Annotated in this window: 29 protein-coding genes and 1 pseudogene; 13 read left to right on the top strand and 17 right to left on the bottom strand. The window is 65.5% G+C overall.

Annotated elements, in window-relative coordinates; translation table 11 throughout:
• From VKZ87_RS13405 to VKZ87_RS13355, 11 genes and pseudogenes are all read left to right on the top strand, one after another.
• Window positions 1–239: pseudogene (locus VKZ87_RS13405) on the top strand (hypothetical protein); the annotation flags it as partial.
• The gene (locus tag VKZ87_RS13400; protein ID WP_324221761.1) at window positions 232–1,866 is read left to right on the top strand and encodes an AMP-binding protein; all 1,635 of its coding nucleotides are present in this window, start codon (window positions 232–234) and stop codon (window positions 1,864–1,866) included. The pseudogene VKZ87_RS13405 and the gene VKZ87_RS13400, both read left to right, overlap by 8 nt.
• Before the next feature lie 232 nt (window positions 1,867–2,098).
• Complete coding sequence (locus VKZ87_RS13395) at window positions 2,099–3,289, top strand: ABC transporter substrate-binding protein (RefSeq protein ID WP_324221760.1); 1,191 nt, start codon at window positions 2,099–2,101, stop codon at window positions 3,287–3,289.
• A gap of 92 nt (window positions 3,290–3,381) precedes the next feature.
• Window positions 3,382–4,302, top strand: a complete 921-nt coding sequence (locus VKZ87_RS13390) for a branched-chain amino acid ABC transporter permease (protein WP_324221759.1) — start codon at window positions 3,382–3,384, stop codon at window positions 4,300–4,302.
• Between the two features lie 11 nt (window positions 4,303–4,313).
• Window positions 4,314–5,432, top strand: coding sequence for a branched-chain amino acid ABC transporter permease (locus VKZ87_RS13385; protein WP_324221758.1), 1,119 nt, complete (start codon window positions 4,314–4,316; stop codon window positions 5,430–5,432).
• Entirely contained in the window at window positions 5,425–6,183 is a 759-nt protein-coding gene (locus tag VKZ87_RS13380; RefSeq protein ID WP_324221757.1) for an ABC transporter ATP-binding protein, read from the top strand. Before VKZ87_RS13385 ends, VKZ87_RS13380 begins: the two co-directional genes overlap by 8 nt.
• Before the next feature lie 2 nt (window positions 6,184–6,185).
• On the top strand, window positions 6,186–6,896 hold the full coding sequence (locus VKZ87_RS13375; RefSeq protein WP_414655653.1) for an ABC transporter ATP-binding protein: 711 nt from the start codon (window positions 6,186–6,188) through the stop codon (window positions 6,894–6,896).
• Window positions 6,897–7,010: 114 nt separating this feature from the next.
• Window positions 7,011–8,078 (top strand): GGDEF domain-containing protein, encoded by a 1,068-nt coding sequence (locus VKZ87_RS13370; protein ID WP_324221756.1) that lies wholly within the window; start codon window positions 7,011–7,013, stop codon window positions 8,076–8,078.
• Between the two features lie 39 nt (window positions 8,079–8,117).
• Entirely contained in the window at window positions 8,118–8,909 is a 792-nt protein-coding gene (locus tag VKZ87_RS13365; RefSeq protein WP_324221755.1) for an enoyl-CoA hydratase-related protein, read from the top strand.
• Window positions 8,906–9,352: a hydroxyphenylacetyl-CoA thioesterase PaaI gene (gene paaI / locus VKZ87_RS13360; RefSeq protein ID WP_324221754.1), complete on the top strand. Its 447-nt coding sequence runs from the start codon at window positions 8,906–8,908 to the stop codon at window positions 9,350–9,352. The genes VKZ87_RS13365 and paaI overlap by 4 nt, the downstream gene beginning before the upstream one ends.
• Window positions 9,353–9,553 (top strand): DUF2783 domain-containing protein, encoded by a 201-nt coding sequence (locus VKZ87_RS13355; RefSeq protein ID WP_324221753.1) that lies wholly within the window; start codon window positions 9,353–9,355, stop codon window positions 9,551–9,553.
• Between the two features lie 70 nt (window positions 9,554–9,623).
• Here the strand turns inward: VKZ87_RS13355 and VKZ87_RS13350 are convergent, their stop codons facing one another.
• A complete protein-coding gene (locus VKZ87_RS13350; protein WP_324221752.1) occupies window positions 9,624–10,007 on the bottom strand; it encodes a TfoX/Sxy family protein in 384 nt (127 codons plus the stop codon).
• An 80-nt stretch (window positions 10,008–10,087) separates the two neighbouring features.
• Here VKZ87_RS13350 and crcB point away from each other — a divergent pair, with 80 nt between their 5' ends.
• The gene (gene crcB / locus VKZ87_RS13345) at window positions 10,088–10,453 is read left to right on the top strand and encodes a fluoride efflux transporter CrcB (protein ID WP_324221751.1); all 366 of its coding nucleotides are present in this window, start codon (window positions 10,088–10,090) and stop codon (window positions 10,451–10,453) included.
• 2 nt (window positions 10,454–10,455) lie between these two features.
• On the opposite strand, the gene VKZ87_RS13340 is transcribed toward crcB, so the two are convergent.
• The 10 genes from VKZ87_RS13340 to VKZ87_RS13295 form a co-directional block, all read right to left on the bottom strand.
• Window positions 10,456–11,061 (bottom strand): isochorismatase family cysteine hydrolase, encoded by a 606-nt coding sequence (locus VKZ87_RS13340; RefSeq protein WP_324221750.1) that lies wholly within the window; start codon window positions 11,059–11,061, stop codon window positions 10,456–10,458.
• Window positions 11,062–11,067: 6 nt separating this feature from the next.
• Window positions 11,068–11,481: an NUDIX domain-containing protein gene (locus VKZ87_RS13335; RefSeq protein ID WP_324221749.1), complete on the bottom strand. Its 414-nt coding sequence runs from the start codon at window positions 11,479–11,481 to the stop codon at window positions 11,068–11,070.
• 8 nt (window positions 11,482–11,489) lie between these two features.
• A complete protein-coding gene (locus VKZ87_RS13330; protein ID WP_324221762.1) occupies window positions 11,490–12,317 on the bottom strand; it encodes a ferredoxin--NADP reductase in 828 nt (275 codons plus the stop codon).
• 118 nt (window positions 12,318–12,435) lie between these two features.
• Window positions 12,436–13,590, bottom strand: coding sequence for a cytochrome-c peroxidase (locus VKZ87_RS13325; RefSeq protein ID WP_324221748.1), 1,155 nt, complete (start codon window positions 13,588–13,590; stop codon window positions 12,436–12,438).
• Window positions 13,587–13,958 (bottom strand): hypothetical protein, encoded by a 372-nt coding sequence (locus tag VKZ87_RS13320; RefSeq protein ID WP_324221747.1) that lies wholly within the window; start codon window positions 13,956–13,958, stop codon window positions 13,587–13,589. Before VKZ87_RS13320 ends, VKZ87_RS13325 begins: the two co-directional genes overlap by 4 nt.
• Window positions 13,955–14,791 carry an amidohydrolase family protein gene (locus VKZ87_RS13315; protein WP_324221746.1) on the bottom strand — a complete coding sequence of 279 codons (837 nt, stop codon included), beginning with the start codon at window positions 14,789–14,791 and terminating at the stop codon, window positions 13,955–13,957. The genes VKZ87_RS13320 and VKZ87_RS13315 overlap by 4 nt, the downstream gene beginning before the upstream one ends.
• A gap of 46 nt (window positions 14,792–14,837) precedes the next feature.
• Complete coding sequence (locus VKZ87_RS13310) at window positions 14,838–15,554, bottom strand: ribonuclease activity regulator RraA (RefSeq protein ID WP_324221745.1); 717 nt, start codon at window positions 15,552–15,554, stop codon at window positions 14,838–14,840.
• Window positions 15,555–15,566: 12 nt separating this feature from the next.
• Window positions 15,567–17,300, bottom strand: a complete 1,734-nt coding sequence (gene araD / locus VKZ87_RS13305) for an L-arabinonate dehydratase (protein WP_324221744.1) — start codon at window positions 17,298–17,300, stop codon at window positions 15,567–15,569.
• 70 nt (window positions 17,301–17,370) lie between these two features.
• Window positions 17,371–17,700, bottom strand: coding sequence for a ferredoxin family 2Fe-2S iron-sulfur cluster binding protein (locus VKZ87_RS13300; RefSeq protein ID WP_324221743.1), 330 nt, complete (start codon window positions 17,698–17,700; stop codon window positions 17,371–17,373).
• 140 nt (window positions 17,701–17,840) lie between these two features.
• Window positions 17,841–18,971: a cysteine desulfurase family protein gene (locus VKZ87_RS13295; protein ID WP_324221742.1), complete on the bottom strand. Its 1,131-nt coding sequence runs from the start codon at window positions 18,969–18,971 to the stop codon at window positions 17,841–17,843.
• A gap of 166 nt (window positions 18,972–19,137) precedes the next feature.
• On the opposite strand from VKZ87_RS13295, the gene VKZ87_RS13290 reads away from it, so the two are divergent.
• Window positions 19,138–19,818 (top strand): alpha/beta hydrolase, encoded by a 681-nt coding sequence (locus VKZ87_RS13290; RefSeq protein WP_324221741.1) that lies wholly within the window; start codon window positions 19,138–19,140, stop codon window positions 19,816–19,818.
• A 66-nt stretch (window positions 19,819–19,884) separates the two neighbouring features.
• Here the strand turns inward: VKZ87_RS13290 and guaA are convergent, their stop codons facing one another.
• The 6 genes from guaA to VKZ87_RS13260 all read right to left on the bottom strand — a co-directional run.
• Window positions 19,885–21,444 carry a glutamine-hydrolyzing GMP synthase gene (gene guaA / locus VKZ87_RS13285; protein WP_324221740.1) on the bottom strand — a complete coding sequence of 520 codons (1,560 nt, stop codon included), beginning with the start codon at window positions 21,442–21,444 and terminating at the stop codon, window positions 19,885–19,887.
• 60 nt (window positions 21,445–21,504) lie between these two features.
• Window positions 21,505–21,999 carry a tetratricopeptide repeat protein gene (locus VKZ87_RS13280; protein WP_324221739.1) on the bottom strand — a complete coding sequence of 165 codons (495 nt, stop codon included), beginning with the start codon at window positions 21,997–21,999 and terminating at the stop codon, window positions 21,505–21,507.
• Window positions 22,000–22,057: 58 nt separating this feature from the next.
• Entirely contained in the window at window positions 22,058–23,335 is a 1,278-nt protein-coding gene (locus VKZ87_RS13275) for an RsmB/NOP family class I SAM-dependent RNA methyltransferase (protein WP_324221738.1), read from the bottom strand.
• Window positions 23,336–23,340: 5 nt separating this feature from the next.
• Complete coding sequence (guaB, locus tag VKZ87_RS13270; RefSeq protein WP_324221737.1) at window positions 23,341–24,804, bottom strand: IMP dehydrogenase; 1,464 nt, start codon at window positions 24,802–24,804, stop codon at window positions 23,341–23,343.
• Between the two features lie 31 nt (window positions 24,805–24,835).
• Window positions 24,836–25,531, bottom strand: a complete 696-nt coding sequence (locus VKZ87_RS13265; protein ID WP_324221736.1) for a transglutaminase family protein — start codon at window positions 25,529–25,531, stop codon at window positions 24,836–24,838.
• 93 nt (window positions 25,532–25,624) lie between these two features.
• Window positions 25,625–26,089, bottom strand: a 465-nt coding sequence (locus tag VKZ87_RS13260) for an RlmE family RNA methyltransferase (RefSeq protein ID WP_324221735.1), incomplete at its 5' end; no start/stop codon positions are given.

Here is a 26,089-nt window from a genome sequence, read left to right as displayed (position 1 = left end):
CGCCGATCGCCGGTTACAACGTCTACCGCGCCGAAGATGATGGCGTGGCCCGCGTCACCGAGGCCGTGAAGTCCACCAAACATACCGACCGCATCGTGTTGGGCGGCCTGCGCTACACCTACTACGTCCGCGGCCATGACGCCGCCGGACGGGCGACACCGCCAAGCGAGGTGATCCGCCTCGAGATGCCGCTTCCCATCTTTACCGGTTCCAATCTGCATGAGGTCCGACATGCATGAATTCGAGCCTTCTGCCCATGTCGACACGTTCACGCGCGACCATCTACCGCCGCAGGAACAATGGCCGGCGATGCTCTGGGATACTCTCCCCGAGCTGCGCGCCTATCCGAAGCGCATGAACTGCGCTCGCGAGCTGCTGGACAAGCAGGCGGCCATCCACGGCAACCGGCCCGTCATCCATTACAATGAGGAGACCTGGACTTACTCAAAGCTTCTGGAGATCGCCAACCGCATCGCCCATGTGCTGGTCGATGATCTCGGTGTGAAACCCGGCAACCGCGTTCTGCTGCGGGCCCCGAACAATCCGTTCTATGTCGCCTGCTGGTTTGCTGTGATGAAGGCCGGCGCCGTCGCTGTCGCCACCATGCCGCTCTACCGCTGGCGCGAGCTGACCTTCATGGCCGACAAGGCCGAGATCCGGGTGGCGCTCTGCGACATCCGGCTGCGCGACGAAATGGAAACCGCGCTGAAGGAGTCCAAGCATCTGGAGCGTTGCCTCTACTTCGGTGGTGGTGATGAAGCCTCGCTGGAAGCGCGGATGGCAACCAAGCCGGCGCATTTCGAAACGGTGGACACCGCCTGGGACGATGTCTGCCTGATTGCCTTCACCTCGGGAACTACCGGTCCAGCGAAAGGCTGCATGCATTTCCATCGTGACGTGATGGCGATCTGCGATACCTTCAGCCGATACGTGCTGAAGCCGGACAAGGACGACATCTTTACCGGCTCGCCGCCCATCGCCTTCACCTTCGGCCTGGGCGCGCTGGTCACGTTTCCCATGCATGCCGGCGCCTCGACCCTGCTGGTCGAGCAGTACAATCCGCAGAAGATTCTGGAACTGATCCAGGCGAAGAAGGTCAGCGTCCTGTTCACCGCGCCGACCGCCTATCGCGCCATGACCGACATGGTAAAGAATTACGATATCTCGTCCCTGCGCCGCTGCGTCTCCGCCGGCGAGACCCTGCCCCGGCCGACCTGGCAGGGCTGGTACGAGGCGACCGGGATCAAGATCATCGACGGCCTCGGTTCCACCGAGATGCTGCACATCTTCGTCACCTCGGCCGACGACACCATCCGCCCCGGCGCCACCGGCAAGGCCATTCCGGGCTTCGAGGCGCGCGTGGTCGACGATCACGGCAATCCCGTTCCGCCGGGAACGGTCGGACGGCTGGCCGTGCGCGGCCCCACCGGCTGCCGGTATCTCGACAACCCGGAACGCCAGGCAGCCTATGTCCAGGACGGCTGGAACTACACCGGCGACGCCTACAAATGCGACGAGGACGGGTATCTGTGGTACCAGGCCCGTACCGACGACATGATCATATCGGCCGGTTACAACATCTCGGGACCAGAGGTGGAATCGGTCCTGATGCTGCATCCGCTGGTGCAGGAATGCGCCGTGGTGGGCGTGCCCGATGACGGCCGCGGTCAGATCGTGAAGGCCTTCGTGGTCCTGCGCGACAGGGGCAAGGCGACGCCGGAGACGGTCAGATTGCTGCAGGATTTCGTAAAGGCCGAGATCGCGCCTTACAAATATCCCCGCGCCGTGGAGTTCATCGACGCCCTGCCCCGGACCCAGACAGGGAAGGTGCAGCGCTTCCTGCTGCGCGGGGGGCGCAATGCATAATATTGCTTGCCGGGATACAGACCTGCATTATAGTACCGGAAGCAAGCGCGGGAGGGCAATAAAACGCAGGGGGAGCCCGCCCTCTGTTTGAGCAGCAGCCAAATTCTTTCTAGCATTTTTCCGTCATGTCGCCGGTCTGAGCCGGGCTGCGACGGAAACTGGTGTAAGTTCAAGTCAGGCAGGCGGCCTCGCGACCAGCAAAGCCGGCCACAACAGGGAGAGGAAGACCAGGATGAAAGTCTCGACTTTGCTTCGCGTTACCGGAGCGCTGGCCGTATCGGCACTGGCGCTTGCCGCAGCGGAACCCGCCGCAGCCCAGGCCAAGAAGATCAAAATCGGTTTCGTGACCACGCTGTCGGGCCCGAACGCGGCCTACGGCGTCGACATGCGCAACAGCTTTGAACTGGCACTGGAGCATCTCGGCCGCAAGATGGGCGGCATTCCCGTCGAGGTCATCTATGAGGATGACGAGCAGAAGCCCGAGGTCGGCAAGCAGAAGACCGACAAGCTGATGCAGCGCGACCGCGTCGACATCGTCGCCGGCTACATCTGGTCGAATGTTCTGCTCGCCTCCTACAAGTCGGTGGTCGATAACAACACCTTCCTGATCAGCGCCAATGCCGGCCCGTCGCAGCTGGCGGGCGAACAGTGCCACAAGAACTTCTTCGCCGCCTCCTGGGCGAACGAGCAGAACCCGATGGGCGTCGGCCACCTGCTGAACCAGAAGAACGTCCAGAAACTCTACATCGTGGCGCCGAACTATGCCGCCGGCCAGGACATGGCCAACGGCGTGAAGGCTACCTTCAAGGGCCAGGTCGTCGGCCAGGACATGACCCGCTGGCCCGACCAGCTCGACTTCTCGGCCGAGATCTCGAAGATCCGCGCCGCCAAGCCTGACGCGGTCTACGTCTTCTTCCCCGGCCGCGCCGGCGTGCAGTTCCTGACCCAGTACACCCAAGCGAACCTGAAGAAGGAGATTCCGCTCTACTCGGTGTTCACCATCGACGGCGTCACGCTCAAGCTGCAGAAGGACCAGGCGCTGGACACCTTCTTCGGCCTGTTCTGGGCGCCCGACCTGCCCTATGCGGCGAACACCAAGTTCGTCACCGACTACAAGAAGAAGCACAAGGACACGCCGACCTTCTATGGCGCCCAGTCCTATGACGTCGCCAACCTGATCAACTCGGCGGTCGTCGCCACCAAGGGAGACCTGAAGAACAAGGACGCCTTCCGCGCGGCGCTGGAAGCGGCCAAGTTCGAGTCGGTCCGTGGTCCGATGAAGTTCAACAAGAACCACTTCCCGATCCACGCGATCTACCAGCAGGAAGTCTATAAGGTCTCGGACTCCGAGTACGACATCCGCACGATCAGCAAGATCATCGACAATCTCGAGGATCCGAGCGCACCGAAGTGCAAGATGTAACAACCGGGGCACCATAGCCCCGTGCTCTGCCGGGGCGTCGGGAGGCGAAAGCCGCTTGACGCCCCGTTGCTTTGTCCTCAGTTTGCCCCGCCATGACGCTTCTTCTCGTTGAGCAATTCCTGAACGGCCTGCAGATCGGCCTGCTGCTGTTCCTGCTGGCGGCAGGCCTGACGCTGGTCTTCGGCATCATGGACCTCGTCAACCTGGCGCATGGCTCGCTCTACATGATGGGCGCGTTCTTTGCTGCCGTGCTTACCGAATGGACCGGCAGTTTCCTTGCCGGCGCGCTGCTCGCGCTGCCCGCCACCGCGCTGCTGGGCATCGTGACCGAGGTGATCGCACTGCGGAATCTCTATACCCGCGACCATCTCGACCATGTGCTGGCCACCTTTGGCCTGATCCTCTTCTTCAACGAGCTGGCCCGTGTGCTGTTCGGCGTCGGCGGCATGGCGATCCCGCTGCCGGACTCGCTGCTGACCCATTTCGAGATCCTGCCCGGCCTGCCCTATCCGACCTATCGCTTCCTGATCATCCTGGTCGGTTTGCTCTGCGCCGGCTTTCTCTATGTCCTGGTCCAGCGCACCCGCCTCGGCATGCTGATCCGCGCCGGTGCCACCAACCGTGAGATGGTTGGCGCGCTCGGCGTCGACATCAAGCTGCTCTTCACGCTGGTCTTCGGCCTCGGCTCGGCACTGGCTGCGCTAGCCGGCCTGATGGCTGCGCCGATCACCACCGTACAGATCGGCATGGGTGACAATATCCTGATCCTGGCGCTGGTCGTCATCGTGATCGGCGGCATCGGCTCGATCCGCGGCGCCTTCATCGCCTCACTGCTGATCGGTCTGGTCGACACCATGGGCCGCGCCTTCCTGCCCAATATGCTGGGCACCGTGCTCAGCCCGGCCGACGCAGGCACGGTCTCCGAGGCGCTGTCCTCGATGCTGATCTACATCCTGATGTCCGGCGTGCTGATCCTGCGGCCTGCCGGCCTGTTCCCCGCCCCGGGCCGCTGAGGAGCCTCTCGATGCCCCAGCTCCCGCTGCGCCTCAAGTCACCGATCACCTCGCTGGTCGGCTCCGCCCTGCTGATCCTGCTCGGCCTGGTCCCGGTCGCAGCCACCGTGCTCGACGATCCCTTCATGCTGACGCTGTTCACCCGCGTCGTGATCATGGCGATCGCCGCTGTCAGCCTTAACCTGATCCTCGGCTATGGCGGCATGGTCAGTTTCGGCCACGCCGCCTATATCGGCATCGGCGGCTATGCCATCGGCATCCTCGCCCATCATGGCATCAACGAGGCCTGGATCCAGTGGCCGGTGGCGCTGATCGGCTCTGCCCTCTCGGCCCTGCTGATCGGCCTGCTGTCGCTGCGCACCAAGGGCATCTTCTTCATCATGCTGACGCTGGCACTGGCGCAGCTCGTCTACTATCTCGGCAACGGCGCCTATGCCTATGGCGGCGATGACGGTCTCACCATCCAGCAGCGTTCCAGCTTCGGCGGCCTGATCGATCTCAACGACAAGGAAAGTCTGTTCTATCTCTGCTGGGTTCTGCTGGTGCTCACGCTCTGGCTCACCTACCGGATCGTCAACTCGCGATTCGGCATGGTGCTGCAGGGTGCCAAGTCCAACGACCGTCGCATGGCGACACTCGGCTTCCCGGTCTTCCGTTACCGCCTGACCGCCTTCGTCATCGCCGGCACCCTCTGCGGCCTGGCCGGCATTCTCACCGCCACCTATACCGATTTCATCAGTCCGGCGATGATGCACTGGACCCGCTCGGGCGACCTGATCGTCATGGTCGTGCTGGGCGGCATGGGGAGCCTGTTCGGTCCGCTCTTCGGCGCCTTCACCTTCCTGATGCTGGAGGAGATCCTCTCCAGCTGGACGGAATACTGGAAGATCGTGTTCGGACCAATCCTGCTTCTGGTGGTGCTGTTCGCCCGCGGCGGCATCGACGGCGCCATGGTGCGTGGCGCTGCCGGCTATGCCCTGACCGGCCTTGTAACGCTGTTCGCCATGTATATCGTGCATTACCTCTGGTACGACGACTGGATGCCGGCAGCCATCGTGCTGGCCGTTGCTGCACTTGCGATCGTCGCGATCTGGCTGCGCCAGCGCCGGACGGGGGGCCAGCATGGCTGAACCCGTTCTCAAGGTGGCTGGCCTGATCAAGCGCTTCGGCGGCCTCATTGCCACCGACAATCTCTCTCTGGACATCCTGCCTGGCGAAGTCCATGCCGTGATTGGTCCGAACGGTGCCGGCAAGACGACCATGATCAGCCAGCTGATCGGTGAACTGCGCCCCGATGCCGGCAGCATCCGGTTCATGGGACAGGATATCACCACGATGCCGGTACACCGGCGTTCGCATCTCGGCATTGCGCGGTCCTTTCAGATCACCTCGATTTTCCTGAACTTCACCGCATTGGAAAACGTCATGCTGTCGGTGCAGGCCCATGACGGCCATTCCTTCCGCTTCTGGCGTGATGCCCGCAGCGACCCGCGCCTGCGCGAGCCGGCGCTGGCCGCCCTCGCCCAGGTCGGCCTGCAGGAGCGCGCCGATGTGGTCGCCAGCGCACTCAGTCATGGCGAACACCGTCAGCTCGAGATCGCCATGGCGCTGGCAACGAAGCCGAAGCTGCTGCTGCTCGATGAGCCGATGGCCGGTATGGGGCCGGAGGATTCCGCCCGCATGGTCACCATGCTGAAGAAGATCAAGGGCAGCATCAGCATCCTGCTGATCGAGCATGACATGGACGCCGTCTTCGCCTTGGCCGACCGCATCACCGTGCTGGTCTACGGCAAGGGCATTGCCACCGATACGCCCGACGCGATCCGCCGCAATGCGCAGGTCCGCCAGGCCTATCTCGGCGACGAAACGGCGGGAGGCTGAACATGGCCGCGCTGCTGGAAGTCGATGGCATCGACACCTTCTACGGCCGCAGCCAGGTGCTGTTCGGCATGAGCCTGACGATCAATGCGGGCGAGGTCGTCACGCTAATGGGCCGCAACGGCATGGGCAAGACCACCACGATCCGCTCGATCATGGGGCTGACCCCGGCGGCCCGCGGGCATATCCGTTTCCGCGGCAGCGACATCCGCGGCTTGCCCTCCTATCGGGTCGCTAAGGTCGGCATCGGCCTGGTGCCGGAAGGCCGCCAGATCTTCTCCAATCTCTCGGTGCGCGAGAACCTGATCGCCACCGCCGCCAACCGCAACGGCGCCCGCCGGCCCTGGACCTATGAACGCGTGGTGCAGCTTTTCCCGCGGCTGGCCGAACGCATAAACAATATGGGCAACCAGCTTTCGGGCGGCGAGCAGCAAATGCTGGCAATCGGCCGGGCCCTGATGACCAATCCCCACCTGCTGATCCTGGACGAGGCCACCGAGGGTCTGGCGCCGCTGATCCGTCAGGAAATCTGGAACTGCCTGGGCCAGCTGAAACGGGACGGCCAGGCCATTCTGGTTGTGGATAAGAATGTCGGCGCCCTGACCCGGCTGTCGGACCGGCACTACATCATCGAGAAAGGCCGGGTTGTCTGGCAGGGCGATTCACCCGCTCTGCTGGCAGCGCCCGACATCCAGCATCGCTATCTGGGTATCTGAGGGCCGATTCCGCGCGAATCCCGTTGCCAGCGCCCCCGCGGCACAGCACATTAGGGCGGCTGGCACCGCCTCCCCTGACGAACGAGAGAGGCCGGGCCCGTCCAGGGGAAGGCGATGTATCACGACGACATGCACCAGGCTGCCGAATTCGCCCATGCAGCCGTTGCCAGCATGACGCGGTTCTCGATTCCGCCAACGCCGATCAACTTCACCATCTGGTACGAATACCATGCCGGGCGCGACCCGGCGCTCAGCCGCGCGGTGGATGCGTTGCTGGCCAGCCACCAGCCCTTCACGCCGGAAACTACCCTGCAGCTCTACGAGGAATTCCTCAATCCGGCCCGGCTGCTGCGCACCTCCCGCGAAACGACCGAGAAGCTGCAGGTCGCCATGGATAACCTGCGCAGCTATATCGACAGCGCCGGCGAGGATACCCGCGCCTATGGCGACAAGCTGGAGCATTTCTCCGGCCGGCTGGACGACCACCCCCAGGGCGCGCCGGCGCTCGGCTCACTGGTCGGCAGCATGCTGCAGGAAACCCGCGAGATGCAGGAGCGCAACCAGGCGCTCGAAGCCCGGCTGGCCGAGACGACGGCGGAAGTGCAGATGCTGCGCGAGCATTTCGAGCAGGCCCGTCGCGAGGCCTTGTCGGACTCCCTCACCGGCCTCGCCAATCGCAAGAATTTCGAGCAGACCCTGACACTGTTCGCCAAGGCCGCGGCCGACAATCACGAACCGCTGTCGCTGATGCTGCTCGACATTGACCATTTCAAGAAGTTCAACGACCGCCACGGCCACCAGACCGGCGATACCGTGCTGCAGCTGGTGGCGCGGACACTCAGCGACAACGTAAAGGGACAGGATCTCGCGGCCCGCTATGGCGGCGAGGAATTCGCGCTGCTGCTGCCGCGCACGCGGTCCGACCAGGCGGCCCGGCTGGGCGACAATATCCGCGCCCTCATTGGCGCCCGCAAGCTGGTCAAGCGCGGCTCCGGCGAGAACCTGGGGCAGATCACGATTTCCGCCGGCATCGCCGAGTACCGCCCCGGCGAATCTCTCAGCGTCTTCGTGCAACGCGCCGACAAGGCGCTCTATGCCGCCAAACGCCAGGGCCGCAACCGGGTGGTTACCGCTACGTCAAGCACTGACATCCACCCTGCCGCGGCTGTTCTACCATCCTGAAAAATCGGCTAGCGTTTCTTCCGCAAGGGAGAGAAACGTATGTCCTGGAACACGCTGATCGTCGAGAAAAAGGACGGCATCGCCACCGTCACCCTGAACCGGCCCGACCGGCTGAACGCGCTGAATTCCGAACTGATGACTGAGCTCGGCAGGGCACTGGACGAGATCGAGGCCGATGCCGCGATCCGCTGCCTGCTGCTCACCGGTGCCGGCCGCGGCTTCTGCTCGGGCGCCGATCTCGCCAGCGGCGATCTCAACAACGATGGCGGTATGCCCGATCTTGGCCGCGCGCTGCATGACAAATACCATCCGGTGATCCGCAAGCTCGCCGCCTACCGCATGCCCGTGGTCTGCGCGGTGAACGGTCCGGCCGCCGGTGCCGGCATGAGCCTGGCGCTCTGCGGCGATATCGTGATCGCCGCAAAATCCGCCACCTTCCTGCAGGCTTTCGCCAATATCGGCCTCGTACCCGATGCCGGCAGCACCTTCTTCCTGCCGCGCCTCGCCGGCACGGCGCGCGCACTCGGCCTCACCATGCTGGGCGAAAAGCTGCCGGCGGAAACCGCCGCCGAATGGGGCCTGATCTGGAAATGCGTCGAGGATGACGCGCTGATGGAGGAAGCCGGAAAGATCGCGGCGAAATTTGCCAGCGGCCCGACCGTGGGGCTTGCGCAGATCCGCAAGCTGATCCGGCAGTCCGCCACCAACGGACTGGATGCACAGCTTGAGGCCGAACGCGAGGCGCAGGCGATCGCCGGCCGCACCCGCGATTTCATCGAGGGCGTTTCGGCCTTCCTGCAGAAGCGTCCGGCCAAATTCAGCGGAAAATGACCTCGGCGCAGGCGATCGCCGAAGCCGTCGGGCGCTGGGCCGCGGAACGCGACCTGGCGGCGCAGCGGCTCGGCGTCGAATTGCTGGAAATGGGACCGGGCCGCGCGAAGCTGCGCATGCGCGTGCAGCCGGACATGGTCAACAGCAATGGTACCTGCCATGGTGGCGTGATCTTCACCTTTGCCGATTCCGCCTTCGGCTATGCCTGCAATTCCTTCAACCGCGCCAGCGTGGCGCAGCATGCCAGCATCGAATTCCTGCGGCCGGTCGCCGTGGGCGCGCTGCTGACTGTCACTGCCGAACTGCGATCCACCACCGGTCGCAGCAGCATCTACGACATGACCGTGACCGACGAAGCCGGCGAGATGGTGGCCCTGTTCCGCGGGCTGTCGCGCACCGTCGGCGGCGAACTGGTCAGCGGCCCTGAAAGTGCGGAGTCGTGAATGGCCAAGCTGAACACTGCCCCCAACCTGCCCGATCCGGACGGCTTCTACGAAGCCCTGGTGAAGATGACCTCCGGCCTCGACGATGCCGCCGCCCAAGTCGCAATGTCGAAGCTCGTCCTATTGCTCGCCAACCATATCGGCGACGAGGAGGTGCTGCGCGAGGCAATGACAATCGCCCGCGGCGAGGCGGAGAATTAACTCTTTTTCTTTTGTATTGTCATGGCCGGGCGAATTCCGAGGGCTTATCCGCCTGAAAGGTGTTGAAACCCTAGCGCCGCCGGGAGGCGCCCAGGGTGATGCGTCGCGAGGATGGCGGCAGGGCGGCCTTGCTGGCGCGGGCGACGGCGAGTGCCGTCTTCGCCCAGGCCAACGCCTCGTCGGCATCGTCGATCAGTTCGGCCGGCATCTGCCAGTAGCTCATGCGGATCGGCTTGCCCTTGGCGTCGTAGACGAAGGGGCCACAGCCACGGGCCTCGAAGGCGGCCTTCGTGTCGCTGTCGGCCTTCAGGTAAATCGTGTCGTCGGCAATCAGCCCGAACATGACGCCGCGGCTGTAGATGCCGGCGCCGCCGAACATGCGCCGTATCCCGACTGCCCCCAGCGGGGCAAACAGTTCCTGGACGAATTCGACGAAGTCGGGCGAGGCGCTCATGCGCGGCAATCTAGCGATGCCCGATGCCGCCGCCAAGCGGGGTTTGAACGCCCCGGCGAAAATGTTAGCGTCACATCCGCATGACCGCCTATCTCTATATCGCTGCCGGCGGCGCGCTGGGCAGCATCGGCCGCTACTGGATGGCGGGACTGGTGGATAGCCGGTTCAACAGCGATTTCCCCTGGGGCACGCTGACGGTCAACATCCTCGGCTCGTTCGTGATCGGCGTGCTGGCCGGCATGGACTCCCTTAGCCAGCAGGGGCGGCTGTTCCTGATGGTCGGCCTCTGCGGCGGCTTCACTACCTTCTCCGCCTTCAGCCAGCAGACACTGAACCTGATCCGCGACGGACTGTTGCTGCGGGCCGGCAGCAACATCCTGCTGTCGGTGATGCTCTGCCTGCTTGCCACCTGGCTCGGGATGCTGCTGGTCCAGCGCCCGGCCTGAATTCAGGTCGTCTGGTCCCAGGCAGCCAGCACCGTTTCCATATCGGCGATTTCCACCTGCTGGCCCAGCCGCTGATGATAAAAGGCCATCAGTGCGTCATGGGTCTGATCGACCGAGCTGCATAGCGCGTCCTGTACCACGACGATCCTGTAGCCCAGGTCGATCCCGGCCAGCACGGTGGAAAGCACGCAGATATCGGTTTCCGCCCCCGATACGACCAGCGTGTCGACGCCCCGCGCCTGCAGCAGGTCCTGCAGCCGGTGGCCGGCAAAGGCGGAATAGACCGGCTTGTCGAGAATGACCGCTGGGGGGCAGAGCGCGGCCAGCGGCGGCAGCAGGTCGAACAGCTCCGGCCGATCCGCCAGCGCCGCCCAGCGTGCGAAGTATCGGGGCCACTGCCCGGGCATTGCCTCCGGCTGTGGCGGCAGCACGAAGCGGGTAAAGATGGTTGACGCCGCCTTGCGCTCGGCCAGCGCCAGCAACCGTGGCAGCACCTTCATCGCCCAGGGCGCATACCAAGGACTGCCCTCGGCGAGGAGGTTCTGCATGTCGAGGCAGAGATGGATGGCGGATGGTCCGAGCGGACCGTGCCGGAGAGCGGGCGTCATGCCTGCCTAATGGCAGGTTTCGAACCTTTGTTCCGCATCGCCCAGCCGGGGCAGCACATGATCACGGGTGAGTGGCGCCAGAACGACATCGGGCGGGGCCGCGGGGTCGACCCAGAGCAGCGCCTCGATTTCTGCCGCAGCTTCGATCGGGCCGGCAACCGCGACCTCGTAGATCGTCGCCTCGACCAGATGGCCCGGCTCGTTCGCGGCCGGAGCGGAAAAGCGGCCGAACAGCCGTTCCGAGCCGGCGCGCATGCCGCAACCGAGTTCTTCCTTCAGCTCGCGGGACAGCGCTTCCAGATCGGACTCGCCCGGTTCGCGTTTACCGCCGGGCTGCATGAAGGTTTCGGTGCCGCGCTTGCGCACCAGCAGGGCACGCCCCGCATCGTCGCGGATGACTGCTGCAACAATGCGGATCACCGCCGCCGTCACTGTTCGACGAAGGCCTTTTCGATGACGTAGTGGCCGGCGCCCGTGGTGGAGCCTTCCTGCCAGCCCATGCCATCCAGCATGCTGCGCATGTCGGCGAGCATCTGCGGCGAACCGCAGAGCATCAGGCGGTCGCTTTCGATGTCAAATTTCGGCAGGCCGAGATCAGTGAACAGCTTCCCGCTGCTGATCAGGTCGGTGATGCGACCCTGGTTCTTGTAGGCCTCGCGGGTCACGGTCGGATAGTAGACCAGCTTGGCCTTCACCTCGTCGCCGAAATACTCGTTCTCCGGCAATTCGCGGGTGATGTAGTCCTGATAGGCCAGTTCGGCGACGGTGCGCACGCCATGCACCAGCACGACGCGCTCGTAGCGCTCGTAGGCTTCATGGTCCTTGATGATTGACATGAAGGGGGCGAGACCCGTACCGGTGCCGAGCAGCCACAGCGTCTTGCCGGGCAGGAGGTTGTCCTGCAGCAGCGTGCCCGTGGCCTTCTTGCCCACGATGATGCGCTCGCCGACCTTGATGTGCTGGAGCCGCGAGGTAAGCGGGCCGTCCGGCACCTTGATCGAGAGGAATTCCAGATGTTCCTCGTAATTGGCGCTGACCATGGAATAGGCGCGCAGCAGCGGCTTGTTGTCGACGATCAGGCCGATCATCGCGAACTGGCCATTGATAAAGCGGAAGCTCGGGTCACGCGTGGTGCGGAAGCTGAACAGAGTGTCGGTCCAGTGGTGGACCCAGGTGACCGTCTCCTCGCGGAGGTTGCCGCCCGGCTTGAGCAGCGGATGCGACGGTGCGGCGGCTTCGGTTACGGCGGCGGTCATGGTCATGGCTTAAGCTCGACTGTCGGGGAGCGGCGGCTTAATTCATATGTGTACATATAAACTGCCGGCCGGACTTTGACCAGCCCAAATGCGGCATTTTCCACCCGAAATCAACCCTTCACTCCGTATCACACCTTTTTGTCGCAGTTTGACCAGGCAGCGTGGTAGGGCTCAGAGAGAGCAGGAAGGCCTCCAGATCACCGGCCTGGTCTTCGCTCAGACCCAGCGGCCGCAGGATCGCCTCGCCGTTCTCATGCAGGCGGTCCATATCCAGTTCAGAATAATGCCGGATCACATCGCGCAGGCTGGTGAAGCTGCCGTCATGCATGTAGGGCGCGGTCTGGGCAAGGTTCCGCAAGCCGGGCGACTTGAACTCTCCCCAGTTGCGGTGCTGCAGGTCGACATGGCGGACTGCGAAGGCACCCGCCTGCTCCGGATCGTCGTTGTACCTGGAGAGCAGATTGAAGGGCGATGTCTTGACCCGCTTGATGCCTTCATAGCGGCCGGGATCGGGCCGCCCGGAGGCCATGAAGAATGGCAGGCCGATATCGTGGAACTCGCCGTTGGTGAACGCCGGGCCGGTATGGCACATGACGCAGTTGCCGGAGCCGATGAAGATCTTCAGCCCGCGCCGGGCGGCCTCGGGATAGCCGCTCGCCTTCCCAGCCAGCAGCGCATCGCGGAAATCGTCGAAGGGCGTGCGCGGACTGATGAGCGTTTCCTGGAAAGCGGCCAGCGCCTTACCGGCCGCGACGAACACGGCCTCGTCGTCGAGTGCCGCGGCATCCTCGCCGGTCGCCTTCGCGAAGCAGCGCGACAGGGTCGCGTCCTTGCGGATTACCGTGGCGGTTTTCGCGATGCTTCCGCCCATCTCGCGGGCATCGAGGAAAGGTCGCAGCGTAGCCGACCACAGCGAGTCCGATGCGCCGTCCCAGCCGAACCAGCGATGCAGCGCGACATTCATCAGCCCCGGCGCATTGCGGTCGACGCGCTGCAATCCGGTGCTGACCGGCATCCCGTCGCCCCAGCCTTTCGCCGGATCGTGGCAGGTGCGGCAGGAGACCTGACCGTTGCCGGAGAAACGCGGCTCGTCAAACAGCACGGCACCGAAGGCAATCGCCTCCTCCCTGCCCGACAGCCGGTTGCTGGCATCGCGCTCGATCGCCGGCGGCCAGGGACCGAGGCTTTCGATGATGGCGCGCTCCCCGGCATCGAACTCCACCGCGCCCGCCGCGACGGGCAGCAGCAGGACCGGAAGCGCCAGCCGCCTCATCGCAGCGTGACGCGATGGGTCTGCCGCTCGCGCCGCTCGCCGTAAAAGAGGTCGAAGACGATTTCCCATTCGCCAGGCATGTGGAACAGCAGGCCCTCGGCGCGGAACTCGCCGGGCGCCAGCTGCGTCACCGTGGTGCGGTAATTCATGCCATGGCGGTGCGCCGGCATGGTCGCATCCACCGCAATGCGGTCCGGCTTCGCGGCGCAGGCGGCGATCTGCAGTGCGAAAGGCTTGTTCAGCGGAATGGGACTTGGCTGCGGCGCGAAACTGACCGGTCCCGCCTGCACGGCATTGTCCGGCGCGCGGCAGGCCAATGCCGGCGCGGCAGCCAGTAGCAGAGCGGAAAAGAGGACAATCGCCTTCATCGCTCGCCAAAGGCCGTGCGGCTGAACAGAACCTCGGCATTGCGATAGGCGATGCGCTCGGCCAGGTCGCGCGGCAGATCGGCCAGCCAGGCGCGCGACCAGTTGGCATGCTCGACCACGTAGTACCAGCGCTCGGGCGTGTAGGTATCGGTGCCGATCATGAAGCGGTCGGGAAAGTCCTCGAACAGCCTGCGCCATTCGGGATCGACCTTGCCGTCCCGGCCATGCTCGCTGCGCACCGCCAGATCGGCCCAGAGATTCCTGTGCTTCGCCAGCATGGCGCGGATCGTGTCGGGCCGGTCGAAGCCGGAATGGGCCCAGAGAACCAGCGCATCCGGATCCTGCCGGAAGATTCGCTCCACGGCATCCGCATCGGAATGAGCATGCAGGAAGAGCCTGCGCTGCTTCGCCAGTTGCACCATGCGGCGCGGCACCGGCAGATCGGCATTCTCGCCATAGAGATGGAATTCGCCGATCCCGACATAGCGGTAGCGCTTCAGCCGCTCTTCCAGATGGGCGATGACGGTCTCGTCGCGAAACCAGGTGCTGATCTCGCCGCGGCGGCGATAGGGCCGCAGCTCCGGCACGATCAGGTCGGGTGCGACGGCATGCAGCTTCTGGGTGCCATCGTCGCTCGAGCTGGAGACCAGCACTTTTGCCAGCCGCCCTTCCCGGATGACCGCGATGGCCTTTTCCGGCGGCAGCATGTCCCAGGCGTCGTGGCTGTAATGCAGATGGGCGTCGATCAGCGGGCCGTCATAGGACGGTTGCGCCCGAGCCGGCGCCGAGGCCAGCGCCAGCAGCAGCACCGCACCGCAAAGCCCGATCCGCATCCTCGCCTCCCGCAGCAGGGTCCCTGCCGCAGTATAGCACAGGCGGTCAGCGGCCGGTCTTCTTCCTCCAGGCCTCAAAGTCGATCTTCGTCTGCGGATCGGTGGCCGGATAGAGGCCGCGGATCGAGCGGCCCTTCATCACCTCCTCGGTGACGAAATCCTCGAACGCCGTCATTTCGACGGCCTCGTCCGCCACCTCGTCGGCGAGACGGGCCGGGATCACGATCACGCCATCGTTATCACCGACTATCACGTCGCCCGGGAAGACCGGCGCATCGCCGCAGCCGATGGGCACGTTGATGTCGATGGCCTGGTGATGGGTCAGGTTGGTCGGCGCCGAGGGCCGCTGGTGGAAGCTCGGGATGTCCAGCCTGGCAATCTCGGCGGCATCGCGGAAGCCGCCATCGGTGACCACGCCCGCCGCGCCGCGCTTCATCAACCGGGTCACCAGGATCGAGCCGGCGGAGGCGGCGCGGGCATCCTTGCGGCTGTCAATCACCATCACCGCGCCCGGCGGGCATTCATCCACCGCCTTGCGCTGCGGATGGTTCGGGTCCTGGAAGACAGTGATCGGGTTGAGGTCCTCGCGGGCCGGGATGTAGCGCAGCGTATAGGCCTCGCCCACCATGGTCGGCTGGTCCGGATTGAGCGGCTTCACGTCCTGGATGAACTGGCTGCGCAGGCCGCGCTTGAACAGGATGGTGGAGATGGTCGCCGTGCTGACGGTCTTCAGTTTCTCGCGGGTCTCGGGCTTCAGGGCCATGGGTGTCTCTCTCTAGAAAATGTCGGGTTCGCGCACCGGGGCGCCGAAACCGGTTTCGAGGAAATCGAAGTCGCAGCCCTGGTCGGCCTGCCTGATGTGTCTGCTGAACATCCAGCCATAGCCGCGTTCGTAGCGCGGCTCGGGCTGCTTCCATTCCGCCCGGCGTTTCGCCAGCTCGGCCTCGGGCACGTCCAGCGTGATGGTGCGTTTATCGACATCCAGCGAGATGATGTCGCCGTTGCGCACCAGAGCCAGCGGCCCGCCGATATAGGACTCAGGCGCCACATGCAGGATGCAGGCGCCGTAGGAGGTGCCGCTCATGCGGGCGTCCGAGATCCGGACCATGTCGCGCACCCCCTGCTTCACCAGCTTCTTCGGGATCGGCAGCATGCCCCATTCCGGCATGCCCGGGCCGCCCAGCGGCCCGGCATTGCGCAGGATCAGGACATGGTCGGGCGTGACGTCGAGATTTTCGTCGTCCACCGCCTTCTTCATGGAGGGGTAGTCGTCGAAGACCAGCGCCGGGCCGGAATGCTTCAGGAAGCGCGGGTCGCAGGCGCTCGGCTTGATCACGCAGCCGTCAGGCGCGAGGTTGCCCTTCAGCACCGCCAGCGCGCCCTCGGCATAGATCGGGTTCTCCACTGTGCGGATGACGTCTTCGTTGTGCACCTGGGCATGGGCGATGTTCTCAGCCACGGTCCTGCCCGTGACGGTGATCTGGTCGAGATGCAGGTGCTGGCGGATGCGGCTCATCAGCGCCGGCAGGCCGCCGGCATAGAAGAAGTCCTCCATCAGGTATCGGTCGCCCGAGGGCCGGATATTGGCGATCACCGGCACCTTGCGGCTCGCCGTCTCGAAGTCGTCCAGCGAGATGTCCTGCCCGGCCCGGCGGGCCATGGCGATCAGGTGGATGATGGCATTGGTCGAGCAGCCCATGGCCATGGCCACCGCGATGGCGTTCTCGAACGCCTTGCGGGTCTGGATCTTCGCCGGCGTCAGGTCCTCCCAGACCATCTCGACGATGCGGCGGCCGCATTCGCTGCTCATGCGGATATGGTTGGAATCCGCCGCCGGGATGGAGGAGGCGCCCGGCAGGCAGAGGCCGATGGCCTCGGCGATCGCCATCATGGTGGCGGCCGTGCCCATGGTCATGCAGGTGCCGTAGGACCGGGCGATGCCCGCCTCGATGTCGTTCCATTCCTGGTTCGAGATGTTGCCGGCCCGGCGCTCGTCCCAGAACTTCCAGGCGTCCGAACCAGAGCCCAGAATCTTCCCCTTCCAGTTGCCGCGCAGCATCGGACCCGCCGGCAGGTAGATGGTCGGCAGGCCGGCGCTGGTCGCCCCCATCAGCAGGCCGGGGGTGGACTTGTCGCAGCCGCCGAGGAGGACCACGCCGTCCACGGGATGGGAGCGGATCAGCTCCTCCGTCTCCATGGCCAGCATGTTCCGGTAGAGCATGGTGGTCGGCTTCACGAAGCTCTCGGAGACCGAGATGGCCGGCAGCTCAATGGGCAGGCCGCCGGCCTGCAGCACCCCCCGCTTCACATCCTCGGCCCGGTGCCGGAGATGGGCATGGCAGGGGTTGATGTCGGACCAGGTGTTGATGACCGCGATGAGCGGCTTGCCCTCCCACTCGGCAGGGGCATAGCCCATCTGCAGGATGCGCGAGCGGTGACCGAAACTGCGCAGGTCATCAGGGGCGAACCAGCGTGCCGAGCGCAGCTGGTCGGGGGTTTTGCGGGTCACGCGATTTGCTCCCGAGTCGGACGGTTTCCTCGGGGCCGATCTTGCCGGGTCCGCTATCGCGCTGCCAGCCTTACCCCATCAGGTTCCGCGTCGCCGTCGGCAGGCTGACGGTCAGCCCGTCCAGCTCCGGGGTCATGATCAGCTGGCAGCCAAGCCGCGAGGTCCTGGTCAGACCGAAGGCCAGATCCAGCATGTCCTCCTCATCCGGCTTGGCCTCGGGCAGCTTGCCGTACCAGGCCGGATCAACAATCACGTGGCAGGTCGAGCAGGCCAGCGAGCCCTCGCAGGCGCCCTCGATGTCGATGCCATGCTTATGAGCAATCTCGAGGACAGAAAGTCCAACAGGCGCATCCACTTCTACGCGCTTTCCGTCAGGCTGGATGAAGGTCATCTTGGGCATTCGGTCAACAACTCCTGTAGGGATCCGTCACCCGACGATCCCGCTCCCTGCCGGTCGAACCAACGGGCTAAGAGATCAAGTCCTGCAACGGAAAATCTTTTTATATTCAGACAAATATAGATATGTTCTGAACTTATACCTCACTTCCGTTTCCGCACCCAGAGCGTCGTCCAGGCCTCGGCTGCGCGGTCCACATCCGCTTCCGTCGTTTCCCAGCCGAGGCTGAACCGGACTGCCTCGCGGGCGGCCGCCTCGGGCAGGCCCATTCCGGTCAGCACATGGCTGGGAGTCACCTTGCCCGACGAGCAGGCCGAGCCGGCGGAGACCGCCACCCCGGCCAGGTCGAGCGCCATCACCTGGGTCTCGGCCGGTACCCCGGGCATCCCGATGCACAGGGTGTTGGGCAACCGCTCCGCAGCCCCGCCATGGACCGGGGCGTCCGGGCAGGCCCCCTTTAAGGCAGCCTGCAGCCGGTCGCGCAAGGCTCTCACCCGCACCATTCCCGGCAGCGCCGCCCGGGCGGCTTCCGCCGCCGCGCCGAAGCCGGCCAGCCCGGCCAGGTTCTCGGTGCCGGCGCGCATGCCCCGCTCCTGCCCGCCGCCGAACATGAGCGGCGCCGGGGTCCAGTCGTCGCGCAGGACCAGCGCCCCCGACCCGGTCGGCCCGCCCAGCTTATGGGCCGAAAGGGTGAGGAAGTCGCAGCCCAGGGCAGCCATATCGATCGCCAGCTTGCCGCCGGCCTGGACCGCGTCGCAGAGCAGGAGCGCGCCGTGCTCATGGGCGAGCCGGGCCGCCTCTGCGACCGGCTGGATTGCCCCCGTCTCGTTGTTGGCCAGCATCAGCGCCACCAGAGCCGGCTTCGGGGCTGCCTCGAGCGCCGCGGCGAGGTCGTCCAGCCGGACCACCCCGTCCGGCCCGGCCGGGACCTCGGTGAGCGGCAGTCCCAGCGCCCGGGCCGGCCGCAGCACGGAATCATGCTCGATGGCGGAGACGATCAGGCTGGCACCGCCCGCCTGATCGCGGAACAGCCGGAGCGCGAGGTTGTTCGCCTCGGTCCCGCCGGAGGTGAAGACCACCCGGCGCGCCTCCGTGCCCACCAGAGTGGCCACCTGCTCCCGCGCCCTTTCGGCCAGCAGCCGGGCGGCGCGGCCGAATCGGTGCACAGAGGAGGGATTGCCCGGCTGCGACAGCGCCGCCAGCATGGTCTCCTTGGCCTCGGGCCGCAGCGGCGCCGTCGCGTTGTAGTCGAGATAAACCGGCCGGTCGGCCATGATCGCTCCTGAAAAGCCTGCGGAGCAGCGGACTTGTCCACACTGCTGCGTTTTAAACCTTGAATTCCGCGCCGCCACCTATGGTAAAATGCTACTTGTTTCAACCGATATTGCGCCGCCGTGCCTCCCTCGGCGGCGAATCCTGCGGCGAAAGTGACGAACCGCGATGCCTGACATCATATTCCCCGGACCGGACGGCCGGCTGGAAGGCCGTTACCATCACGGACCGGAGGCCAATGCCCCCATTGCGCTGATCCTGCATCCGCACCCGCTGTACGGCGGGACGATGAACAACAAGGTCGTCTACAACCTCTTCCATGTCTTCGCCAAGCGCGGCTTCTCGGTGCTGCGCTTCAATTTCCGCGGCGTCGGCCGCAGCCAGGGCAATTTCGACCACGGCGTCGGCGAACTCTCCGATGCCGCGGCCGCGCTGGACTGGCTGCAGGGCGTCAATGCCAATGCCTCCGCCGTCTGGATCGGAGGCTTCTCCTTCGGTGCCTGGATCGCCATGCAGCTGCTCATGCGCCGGCCCGAGATCGACGGCTTCATCTCGGTGGCGCCGCCGGCGGGCATGTTCGATTTCGGTTTCCTCGCCCCCTGCCCTTCCTCGGGCCTGATCATCCAGGGCAGCGACGACAAGATCGTCGCCGAGAGCGAGGTCGCCAAGCTGGCGCAGCGGCTGTCGCTGCAGAAGGGCATCACGATCGAGTACAAGAAGATCGCCGGCGCTGACCATTTCTTCGAGGGCAAGCTCGACGAACTGACCGCCGCAGCCGACAAATACATCAAGGCCAGCCTCGTCCCCGTCTCCGCCCGCGCCGGCAAGGGCGCGCAGTCGACGGGGTAGTCGGCGTCCTTTCGCCATCATGCCCGGGCCGCAGCCCGGGCATGACACGAGAAAGAAACAGAACCCCTACTCCCACTCGATTGTGCCCGGCGGCTTGGAGGTGATGTCGTAGACTACGCGGTTCACGCCGCGCACCTCGTTGATGATGCGGGTCGCCACGCGGCCGAGGAAGTCGTGCGGGAACGGGTAATAGTCGGCCGTCATGCCGTCGGTGGAGGTGACGGCGCGCAGCGCGCAGGCCTGGTCGTAGGTGCGGCCGTCGCCCATCACGCCCACGGTACGCACCGGCAGCAGCACGGCGAAGGCCTGCCAGATCGCGTCATACAGTCCCGCCTTGCGGATCTCGTCGAGATAGACGGCGTCGATCTCGCGCAGCAGGTCGAGCTTTTCCTTCGTGATGTCGCCCGGAATGCGGATGGCCAGGCCCGGTCCCGGGAAGGGATGCCGGCCGACCAGGCTTTCCGGCAGGCCGAGCTCGCGGCCCAGATCGCGCACCTCGTCCTTGAACAGCTCGCGCAGCGGCTCGACCAGCTTCATGTTCATGCGCTCGGGTAGGCCGCCGACATTGTGGTGCGACTTGATCGTCACGCTCGGGCCGCCATGGAAGCTGATGCTTTCGATCACGTCCGGATAGAGCGTGCCCTGCGCCAGGAATTCCGCGCCGCCGATCTTCTTCGCCTCTTCCTCGAAAACGTCGATGAACAGCGCGCCGATGGTCTTGCGCTTCTTCTCCGGGTCGGAGATGCCGGCCAGCCGGGTGAGGAACAGCTCCGAGGCGTCGCGATGCACCAGCGGGATGTTGTAGTGTTCGCGGAAGAGCTGCACCACCTGCTCGCCCTCGCCCTTGCGCATCAGGCCGTGATCGACGAAGACGCAGGTGAGCTGGTCGCCGATGGCCTCGTGGATCAGCACGGCCGCCACCGATGAATCGACGCCGCCCGACAGGCCGCAGATCACCCGGCCCTTGCCGACCTGGGCGCGGATCTTCTCGATCGCTTCCTCGCGATAGGCCTTCATGGTCCATTCGCCGCTGCAGCCCGCCACCTTGCGCACGAAGTTGCGCAGAAGCTTGGCGCCGTCGGGCGTATGCATCACCTCCGGATGGAACTGCACGCCGTAGATGCGCCGCCTGTCATCGGCGATGGCGGCAAAGGGCGCGCCCTCGCTGACCGCCACGACGCGGAAACCCTCGGGCAGTTTCGTCACCCGGTCGCCATGGCTCATCCAGACCTGGTGCTTCTCGCCGGCATTCCAGATGCCGTCGAAGAGCTCGCAGCCCTCGCGGATCTCAAGGAAAGCGCGGCCGAATTCGCGGTGATGGCCGCTCTCCACCTGGCCGCCGAGCTGGGCGCAGATGGTCTGCTCGCCGTAGCAGATGCCGAAGACCGGCAGGCCGAGATCAAACACCTCCTGCGGGGCGCGCGGCGCGTATTCCTCGGTGGTGGAAGCCGGGCCGCCGGAGAGGATCACGCCTTTCAGCCGGCCATGGGGACTGTCTGCCTTCAGCGCCTCGCCGGCTTTCTGGAAGGGCACGATCTCGCAGTAGACGCCCGCCTCCCGCACGCGGCGGGCAATGAGCTGGGTGACCTGCGAACCGAAATCGATAACAAGAATGCGCTCCGCCATCGGCGTTCTTTCAACTCCTCATGTCTGGGAGGCGAAGCGCAGGGTCGCATCCGCGGCCCGTCAGCTCGCCTTGCCGGCCTTGTAGGCGGCAATCTTGTTCTTCAGCTCCGTATACTCCGCGCAGCCGAAGGTGCAAAGGCTGTCGAGCCGTTTCAGGAACTCTTCCGCCTTGGCCAGATTGCCGGTTTTCAGATAGGCCTCGCCGATATACTCATGCGCCCCGCGGTGCTTTGGGTCGATCAGCAAGGCCTTGTTGTAATTTGCAAATGACTCTTCGTAGTTGCCCTGGTTGCGCCAGGCATAGCCGAGCCAGTTATAGGCATCGGCATTGTTCGGATCCTTCTCGACCACCTTCTGGAACAGCGGAATCGCCGCCGCCCAGTCCTTGCGGTCGATCGCCTTCCTGCCCTCGGTGAAATCCGGATCCACCGGCTTCGAGAGGGTCGTGTCGCTGCCGCCGCCCCCGGCGCCCATGGCGCGCGTCGGCAGGGAGGCGAGGCCCGCCGCGACCATCAGCGCGGCGGCGAAAAACGGTATGAGGTGACGGGCAGACATGGGCATGCTCCTCGATGCTGTTGCCTGCATACGGCCTGCCGTCATGCCCGGTCCCTCCTCATCCCGCCCGCCGGAACACCGCGGCGAAGAAGCCGTCGGTTCCGTGGCGGTAGGGCGTCAGCGCCAGATGCATGCCGGAGCGTATACGCGGATCGGTTATAGACCCGCCCCAGGCCTCCGTCATGGAAAGCGGCGTAAACTCGCCGTGATGGGCCGCGAACCAGGCCGCCTGGTCCTGGTTCTCGGCCGGCAGGATCGAGCAGGTGGCATAGACCAGCCGCCCGCCCGGCCGCACCAGTTTCGCGCCATCGGCCAGCAGGCCGCGCTGGCGCCGCAGCACCTCCTCCAGGCTGGCGGGATCGTAGCGCCAGCGCGCCTCCGGATTGCGCCGCCAGGTGCCGCTGCCCGAACAGGGTACGTCGAGCAGCACGCGGTCCGCCTTTCCTTCCAGGGACTGCAGCAGCTGCGGCATGGCGTCGGCGGCATGCACGGTCGCGTTGCGCACGCCGGCCCGCTGCAGCCGCGGTGCCAGCCGCGCCAGCCGGCGCGGGTCGTTGTCGGCGGCATGCAGTTCGCCCTGGTTCCGCATGCAGGCGGCCAGAAGCAGCGTCTTGCCGCCCGCGCCGGCGCAGAGATCGACCACGGTTTCGCCCGGCCGGGCATCGACCAGCAGCCCGGCCAGCTGGGCGGCTTCGTCCTGCGGCTCGAACAGGCCGTCGGTAAACAGCGGATGGGTATCGAGGCGCACCCGGTCCGGGATGCGGATGCCGATGGGCGAGAGCGGCGTCGGGCCGGTTGTGATGCCCTCGCCGCGCAGCTGCGCGATGACCTCGTCCCGCGTCGCCTTCAGCGTGTTGACGCGCAGGTCCAGCGGCGCGCGGCCGTTCAGCGCCGCCAGCTCCATCTCGGTATCGACGCCGAAGGCCTCCTGCACCATTTCCGCGATGGCCGGCGGCAGGTTGGCGCGGGCCCAGAGCGGCGCGTTCTCGTCGGACGGCAGGCGCGACAGCACGGCGGCTTCTTCGTCGCTCAGGGGCGCCGGCGCGTATTTGCTGCCGTCGCACAGCGCCTGCCAGGCCTGCAGCGGCGTTTCGGCATCGGCGAACATCAGCAGCCGCGGCGTGATTTCCGCGCCCGCCTGCTCCAGCCGCCAGCGCCGCATGCCCTGGTCGCGCAGGACGGCATAGACGGCATCGGAAATCGCGCGGCGGTCCTTGGCGCCGGCATAGCGGTTGCCGCGCTGCCAGGAGGACAGCACCCGGTCGGCCGCCGCGGCGCGCTGGAAGATCTCGCTCAGGATGTCGATGCTCGCGGCCAGCCGCGCGGCAGGTGTCACCGCCTTCAGTTCTCCTGCCGGTAATTCGGCGCCTCGCGGGTGATCGCCACGTCATGGACATGGCTTTCGCGCAGGCCTGCCGAGGTGATGCGGATGAAGCGACAGTTCCTGCGCATCTCATCCAGGGTCGCATTGCCGGTATAGCCCATGGCCGCGCGCAGGCCACCGACCAGCTGATGCAGGATGTTGCCGACCGGTCCCTTATAGGCCACGCGGCCCTCGATGCCTTCCGGCACCAGCTTCAGCTTGTCGTTCACTTCCTGCTGGAAATAGCGGTCGGCCGAACCGCGTCCCATGGCGCCGAGCGAACCCATGCCACGATAGGATTTGTACGAGCGGCCCTGGTAGAGGAAGACCTCGCCGGGCGCCTCGTCGGTGCCGGCCAGCAGCGATCCGATCATGCAGGCATTGGCGCCGGCGGCGATCGCCTTCGCCACATCGCCGGAAAACTTGATGCCGCCATCGGCGATCACCGGCACGCCGGCCTTGTCGGCCACGCCGACTGCATCCTGCACAGCGGTAAGCTGCGGCACGCCGACGCCAGCGACGATGCGCGTGGTGCAGATAGAGCCCGGCCCGATGCCGACCTTCACGGCGTCGACACCGGCATCGATCAGCGCCTTCGTGCCTTCCACTGTCGCGACATTGCCGCCGATGACCTGGGTGCTGTTGGAGATCTTCTTGATGGCGCGGATGGTATCCAGCACGCGGCTGGAATGGCCATGGGCGGTATCGACGATCAGCACGTCGACGCCGGCCTTCATCAGCTCCTGCGCGCGCTCGATGCCGTCAGCGCCGGTGGAGACCGCCGCGGCGACGCGCAGCCGTCCCTGCTCGTCCTTGCAGGCATTGGGATGCAGCCGCGCCTTCTCGATATCCTTCACCGTGATCAGCCCGGTACAGCGGTAATTCTCGTCCACCACCAGAAGCTTCTCGATGCGGTGCTGGTGCAGCAGGCGCTTGGCTTCCTCCTGCGACACGCCCTCGCGCACCGTGATCAGCGGATCCTTGGTCATCAGCGAGCGCACGCTCTGGCTCATGTCGGTGGCGAAGCGCACATCGCGGTTGGTCAGGATGCCGACCAGCTTGCCGCCCTGGGTCTCGGTCACCGGGATGCCGTGGATGCCGTAGCGCTCCATCAGCGCCAGCGCATCGGCCAGCGTCGCGTCGGGGCGGATGGTGAGCGGGTTCACCACCATGCCGGATTCGAACTTCTTCACCGCCGAGACTTCGCGGGCCTGCTCCTCGATGGAGAAGTTCTTGTGGATCACGCCGATGCCGCCGGCCTGGGCCATGGCGATCGCCATGCGCGATTCCGTCACCGTGTCCATCGCCGCCGAGACCAGCGGAATGCCGAGCTCGATGCTGCGGGTCAGCCGCGTGCGCGTGTCGACTTCGGTGGGCAGAACGCTGGAGGCCGCCGGCTCCAGCAGCACGTCATCGAAAGTGTAGGCTTCGCGAAACTGCATGGGCGGGCTCCTGATTATGTCTGTCCGGGGTTCAGTTCTTGTTATGCGCGGCTTCGGCGGCGAAATCGCCCTGCCGCTCCGCACCGTCCTTCATCATGGCCGGGTAGTATTTCAGCATCGCAGCGCGCCATTCCTCGAAGGGCAGATCGGCGAAGCTGCCGCGATCGGCGACGTATTCCATATGGCGACGGTTGTCGGCGTCGAAGGGATGGAAGATCGAGTCCGTCTCGCCGTCGAATTCGAGCGGCCGCACGCGGAATTTCTCGCAGAGCTCCAGGTTGAAGGCCGGCGTCGCCTTGACCCATTTGCCGTTCAGGAACAGCTCGGCATAGCCGTGATAGTAGAAGATGTCGGTGCCCATCAGCTTGAGCAGGCGCTCGGTGGCGAGATGGTTCTTCACGTCCGCCAGACCCAGCCGCGCCGGAATCCCCTCCGCCCGTGCCACGGCGCAGAGCAGCAGCGCCTTGTTGACGCAGAAGCCGCGGCCGCGGGCGATGACGCCGGAGGCGCGCATGCCGGGCAGGCTCATCTCGATGGCATAGGGATCGTAGAGGAAGCGGTCGCGCACCGCGTAGTAGAGTCGGATCGCCCTGGCCCTGGGATCGGTCTCGCCGGCGGCGGCCTCTCTGGCCAGCGCACGCACGGCGTCATTGTCGCTGTCGATGAAGGAGGTGGCGGCGAGGTATGCCGGGTCCACCGCAGGATCGGTCTGAGCCGACGCGGCCATGCAAGGCAACTCCCAGATACGGGTGACGGGGGTGTCTTGCCGCGGAGGATATAGCCGCTCCGGCGCCCGCGGTCCACCCCCAGATTTGCGTAATTATCCGCGGAATCCGAGGGCGAGAACGTAAGATTCTGCCGAATCGGAGCGGCTGGCCGGCGGTTTGACGTGCTTCACGACGCGGAAATGGCGCTTCATGGTGTTCAGCAGCTCATTCTCGGTGCCGCCGCGCAGCACCTTGGCGACGAATCCGCCGCCCGGATTGAGCACCCGCAGGGCAAAATCCAGCGCCGCCTCGCACAGCGCCATGATGCGGATATGATCGGTCTGGCGATGGCCGGTGGCCGGCGCCGCCATGTCGGAAAGCACAAGATCGGCCTTGCCGCCCAGCGCCGCGATCACCTTCTCGTCGGCACCTTCGGCGAGGAAATCCTGCTGCATCAGCGTGGCGCCGGGAATCGGATCGACCGGATTGATGTCGACGCCGAGGACGAAGCCGCCCTTGCCCTCTTCCGACTTCACACGCTTGACCGCCACCTGGGTCCAGCCACCCGGCGCCGCGCC

It is taken from the genome of Ferrovibrio sp. (assembly GCF_035304305.1).
GTDB lineage: Bacteria > Pseudomonadota > Alphaproteobacteria > Ferrovibrionales > Ferrovibrionaceae > Ferrovibrio.
The sequence above is the reverse complement of the archived record's forward strand: the minus strand, read 5'-3'. Positions and strand labels throughout refer to the sequence as shown.

Excerpts from the sequence above, each read along its gene's own strand:
- VKZ87_RS13400 (WP_324221761.1), top strand. The coding sequence starts at position 232 with ATGCATGAATTCGAGCCTTCTGCCCATGTCGACACGTTCACGCGCGAC.
- VKZ87_RS13395 (WP_324221760.1), top strand. The coding sequence starts at position 2,099 with ATGAAAGTCTCGACTTTGCTTCGCGTTACCGGAGCGCTGGCCGTATCG.
- VKZ87_RS13390 (WP_324221759.1), top strand. The coding sequence starts at position 3,382 with ATGACGCTTCTTCTCGTTGAGCAATTCCTGAACGGCCTGCAGATCGGC.
- VKZ87_RS13385 (WP_324221758.1), top strand. The coding sequence starts at position 4,314 with ATGCCCCAGCTCCCGCTGCGCCTCAAGTCACCGATCACCTCGCTGGTC.
- VKZ87_RS13380 (WP_324221757.1), top strand. The coding sequence starts at position 5,425 with ATGGCTGAACCCGTTCTCAAGGTGGCTGGCCTGATCAAGCGCTTCGGC.
- VKZ87_RS13375 (WP_414655653.1), top strand. The coding sequence starts at position 6,186 with ATGGCCGCGCTGCTGGAAGTCGATGGCATCGACACCTTCTACGGCCGC.
- VKZ87_RS13370 (WP_324221756.1), top strand. The coding sequence starts at position 7,011 with ATGTATCACGACGACATGCACCAGGCTGCCGAATTCGCCCATGCAGCC.
- VKZ87_RS13365 (WP_324221755.1), top strand. The coding sequence starts at position 8,118 with ATGTCCTGGAACACGCTGATCGTCGAGAAAAAGGACGGCATCGCCACC.
- paaI (WP_324221754.1), top strand. The coding sequence starts at position 8,906 with ATGACCTCGGCGCAGGCGATCGCCGAAGCCGTCGGGCGCTGGGCCGCG.
- VKZ87_RS13355 (WP_324221753.1), top strand. The coding sequence starts at position 9,353 with ATGGCCAAGCTGAACACTGCCCCCAACCTGCCCGATCCGGACGGCTTC.
- VKZ87_RS13350 (WP_324221752.1), bottom strand. The coding sequence starts at position 10,007 with ATGAGCGCCTCGCCCGACTTCGTCGAATTCGTCCAGGAACTGTTTGCC.
- crcB (WP_324221751.1), top strand. The coding sequence starts at position 10,088 with ATGACCGCCTATCTCTATATCGCTGCCGGCGGCGCGCTGGGCAGCATC.
- VKZ87_RS13340 (WP_324221750.1), bottom strand. The coding sequence starts at position 11,061 with ATGACGCCCGCTCTCCGGCACGGTCCGCTCGGACCATCCGCCATCCAT.
- VKZ87_RS13330 (WP_324221762.1), bottom strand. The coding sequence starts at position 12,317 with ATGACCGCCGCCGTAACCGAAGCCGCCGCACCGTCGCATCCGCTGCTC.
- VKZ87_RS13325 (WP_324221748.1), bottom strand. The coding sequence starts at position 13,590 with ATGAGGCGGCTGGCGCTTCCGGTCCTGCTGCTGCCCGTCGCGGCGGGC.
- VKZ87_RS13320 (WP_324221747.1), bottom strand. The coding sequence starts at position 13,958 with ATGAAGGCGATTGTCCTCTTTTCCGCTCTGCTACTGGCTGCCGCGCCG.
- VKZ87_RS13315 (WP_324221746.1), bottom strand. The coding sequence starts at position 14,791 with ATGCGGATCGGGCTTTGCGGTGCGGTGCTGCTGCTGGCGCTGGCCTCG.
- VKZ87_RS13310 (WP_324221745.1), bottom strand. The coding sequence starts at position 15,554 with ATGGCCCTGAAGCCCGAGACCCGCGAGAAACTGAAGACCGTCAGCACG.
- VKZ87_RS13300 (WP_324221743.1), bottom strand. The coding sequence starts at position 17,700 with ATGCCCAAGATGACCTTCATCCAGCCTGACGGAAAGCGCGTAGAAGTG.
- VKZ87_RS13295 (WP_324221742.1), bottom strand. The coding sequence starts at position 18,971 with ATGGCCGACCGGCCGGTTTATCTCGACTACAACGCGACGGCGCCGCTG.
- VKZ87_RS13290 (WP_324221741.1), top strand. The coding sequence starts at position 19,138 with ATGCCTGACATCATATTCCCCGGACCGGACGGCCGGCTGGAAGGCCGT.
- guaA (WP_324221740.1), bottom strand. The coding sequence starts at position 21,444 with ATGGCGGAGCGCATTCTTGTTATCGATTTCGGTTCGCAGGTCACCCAG.
- VKZ87_RS13280 (WP_324221739.1), bottom strand. The coding sequence starts at position 21,999 with ATGTCTGCCCGTCACCTCATACCGTTTTTCGCCGCCGCGCTGATGGTC.
- guaB (WP_324221737.1), bottom strand. The coding sequence starts at position 24,804 with ATGCAGTTTCGCGAAGCCTACACTTTCGATGACGTGCTGCTGGAGCCG.
- VKZ87_RS13265 (WP_324221736.1), bottom strand. The coding sequence starts at position 25,531 with ATGGCCGCGTCGGCTCAGACCGATCCTGCGGTGGACCCGGCATACCTC.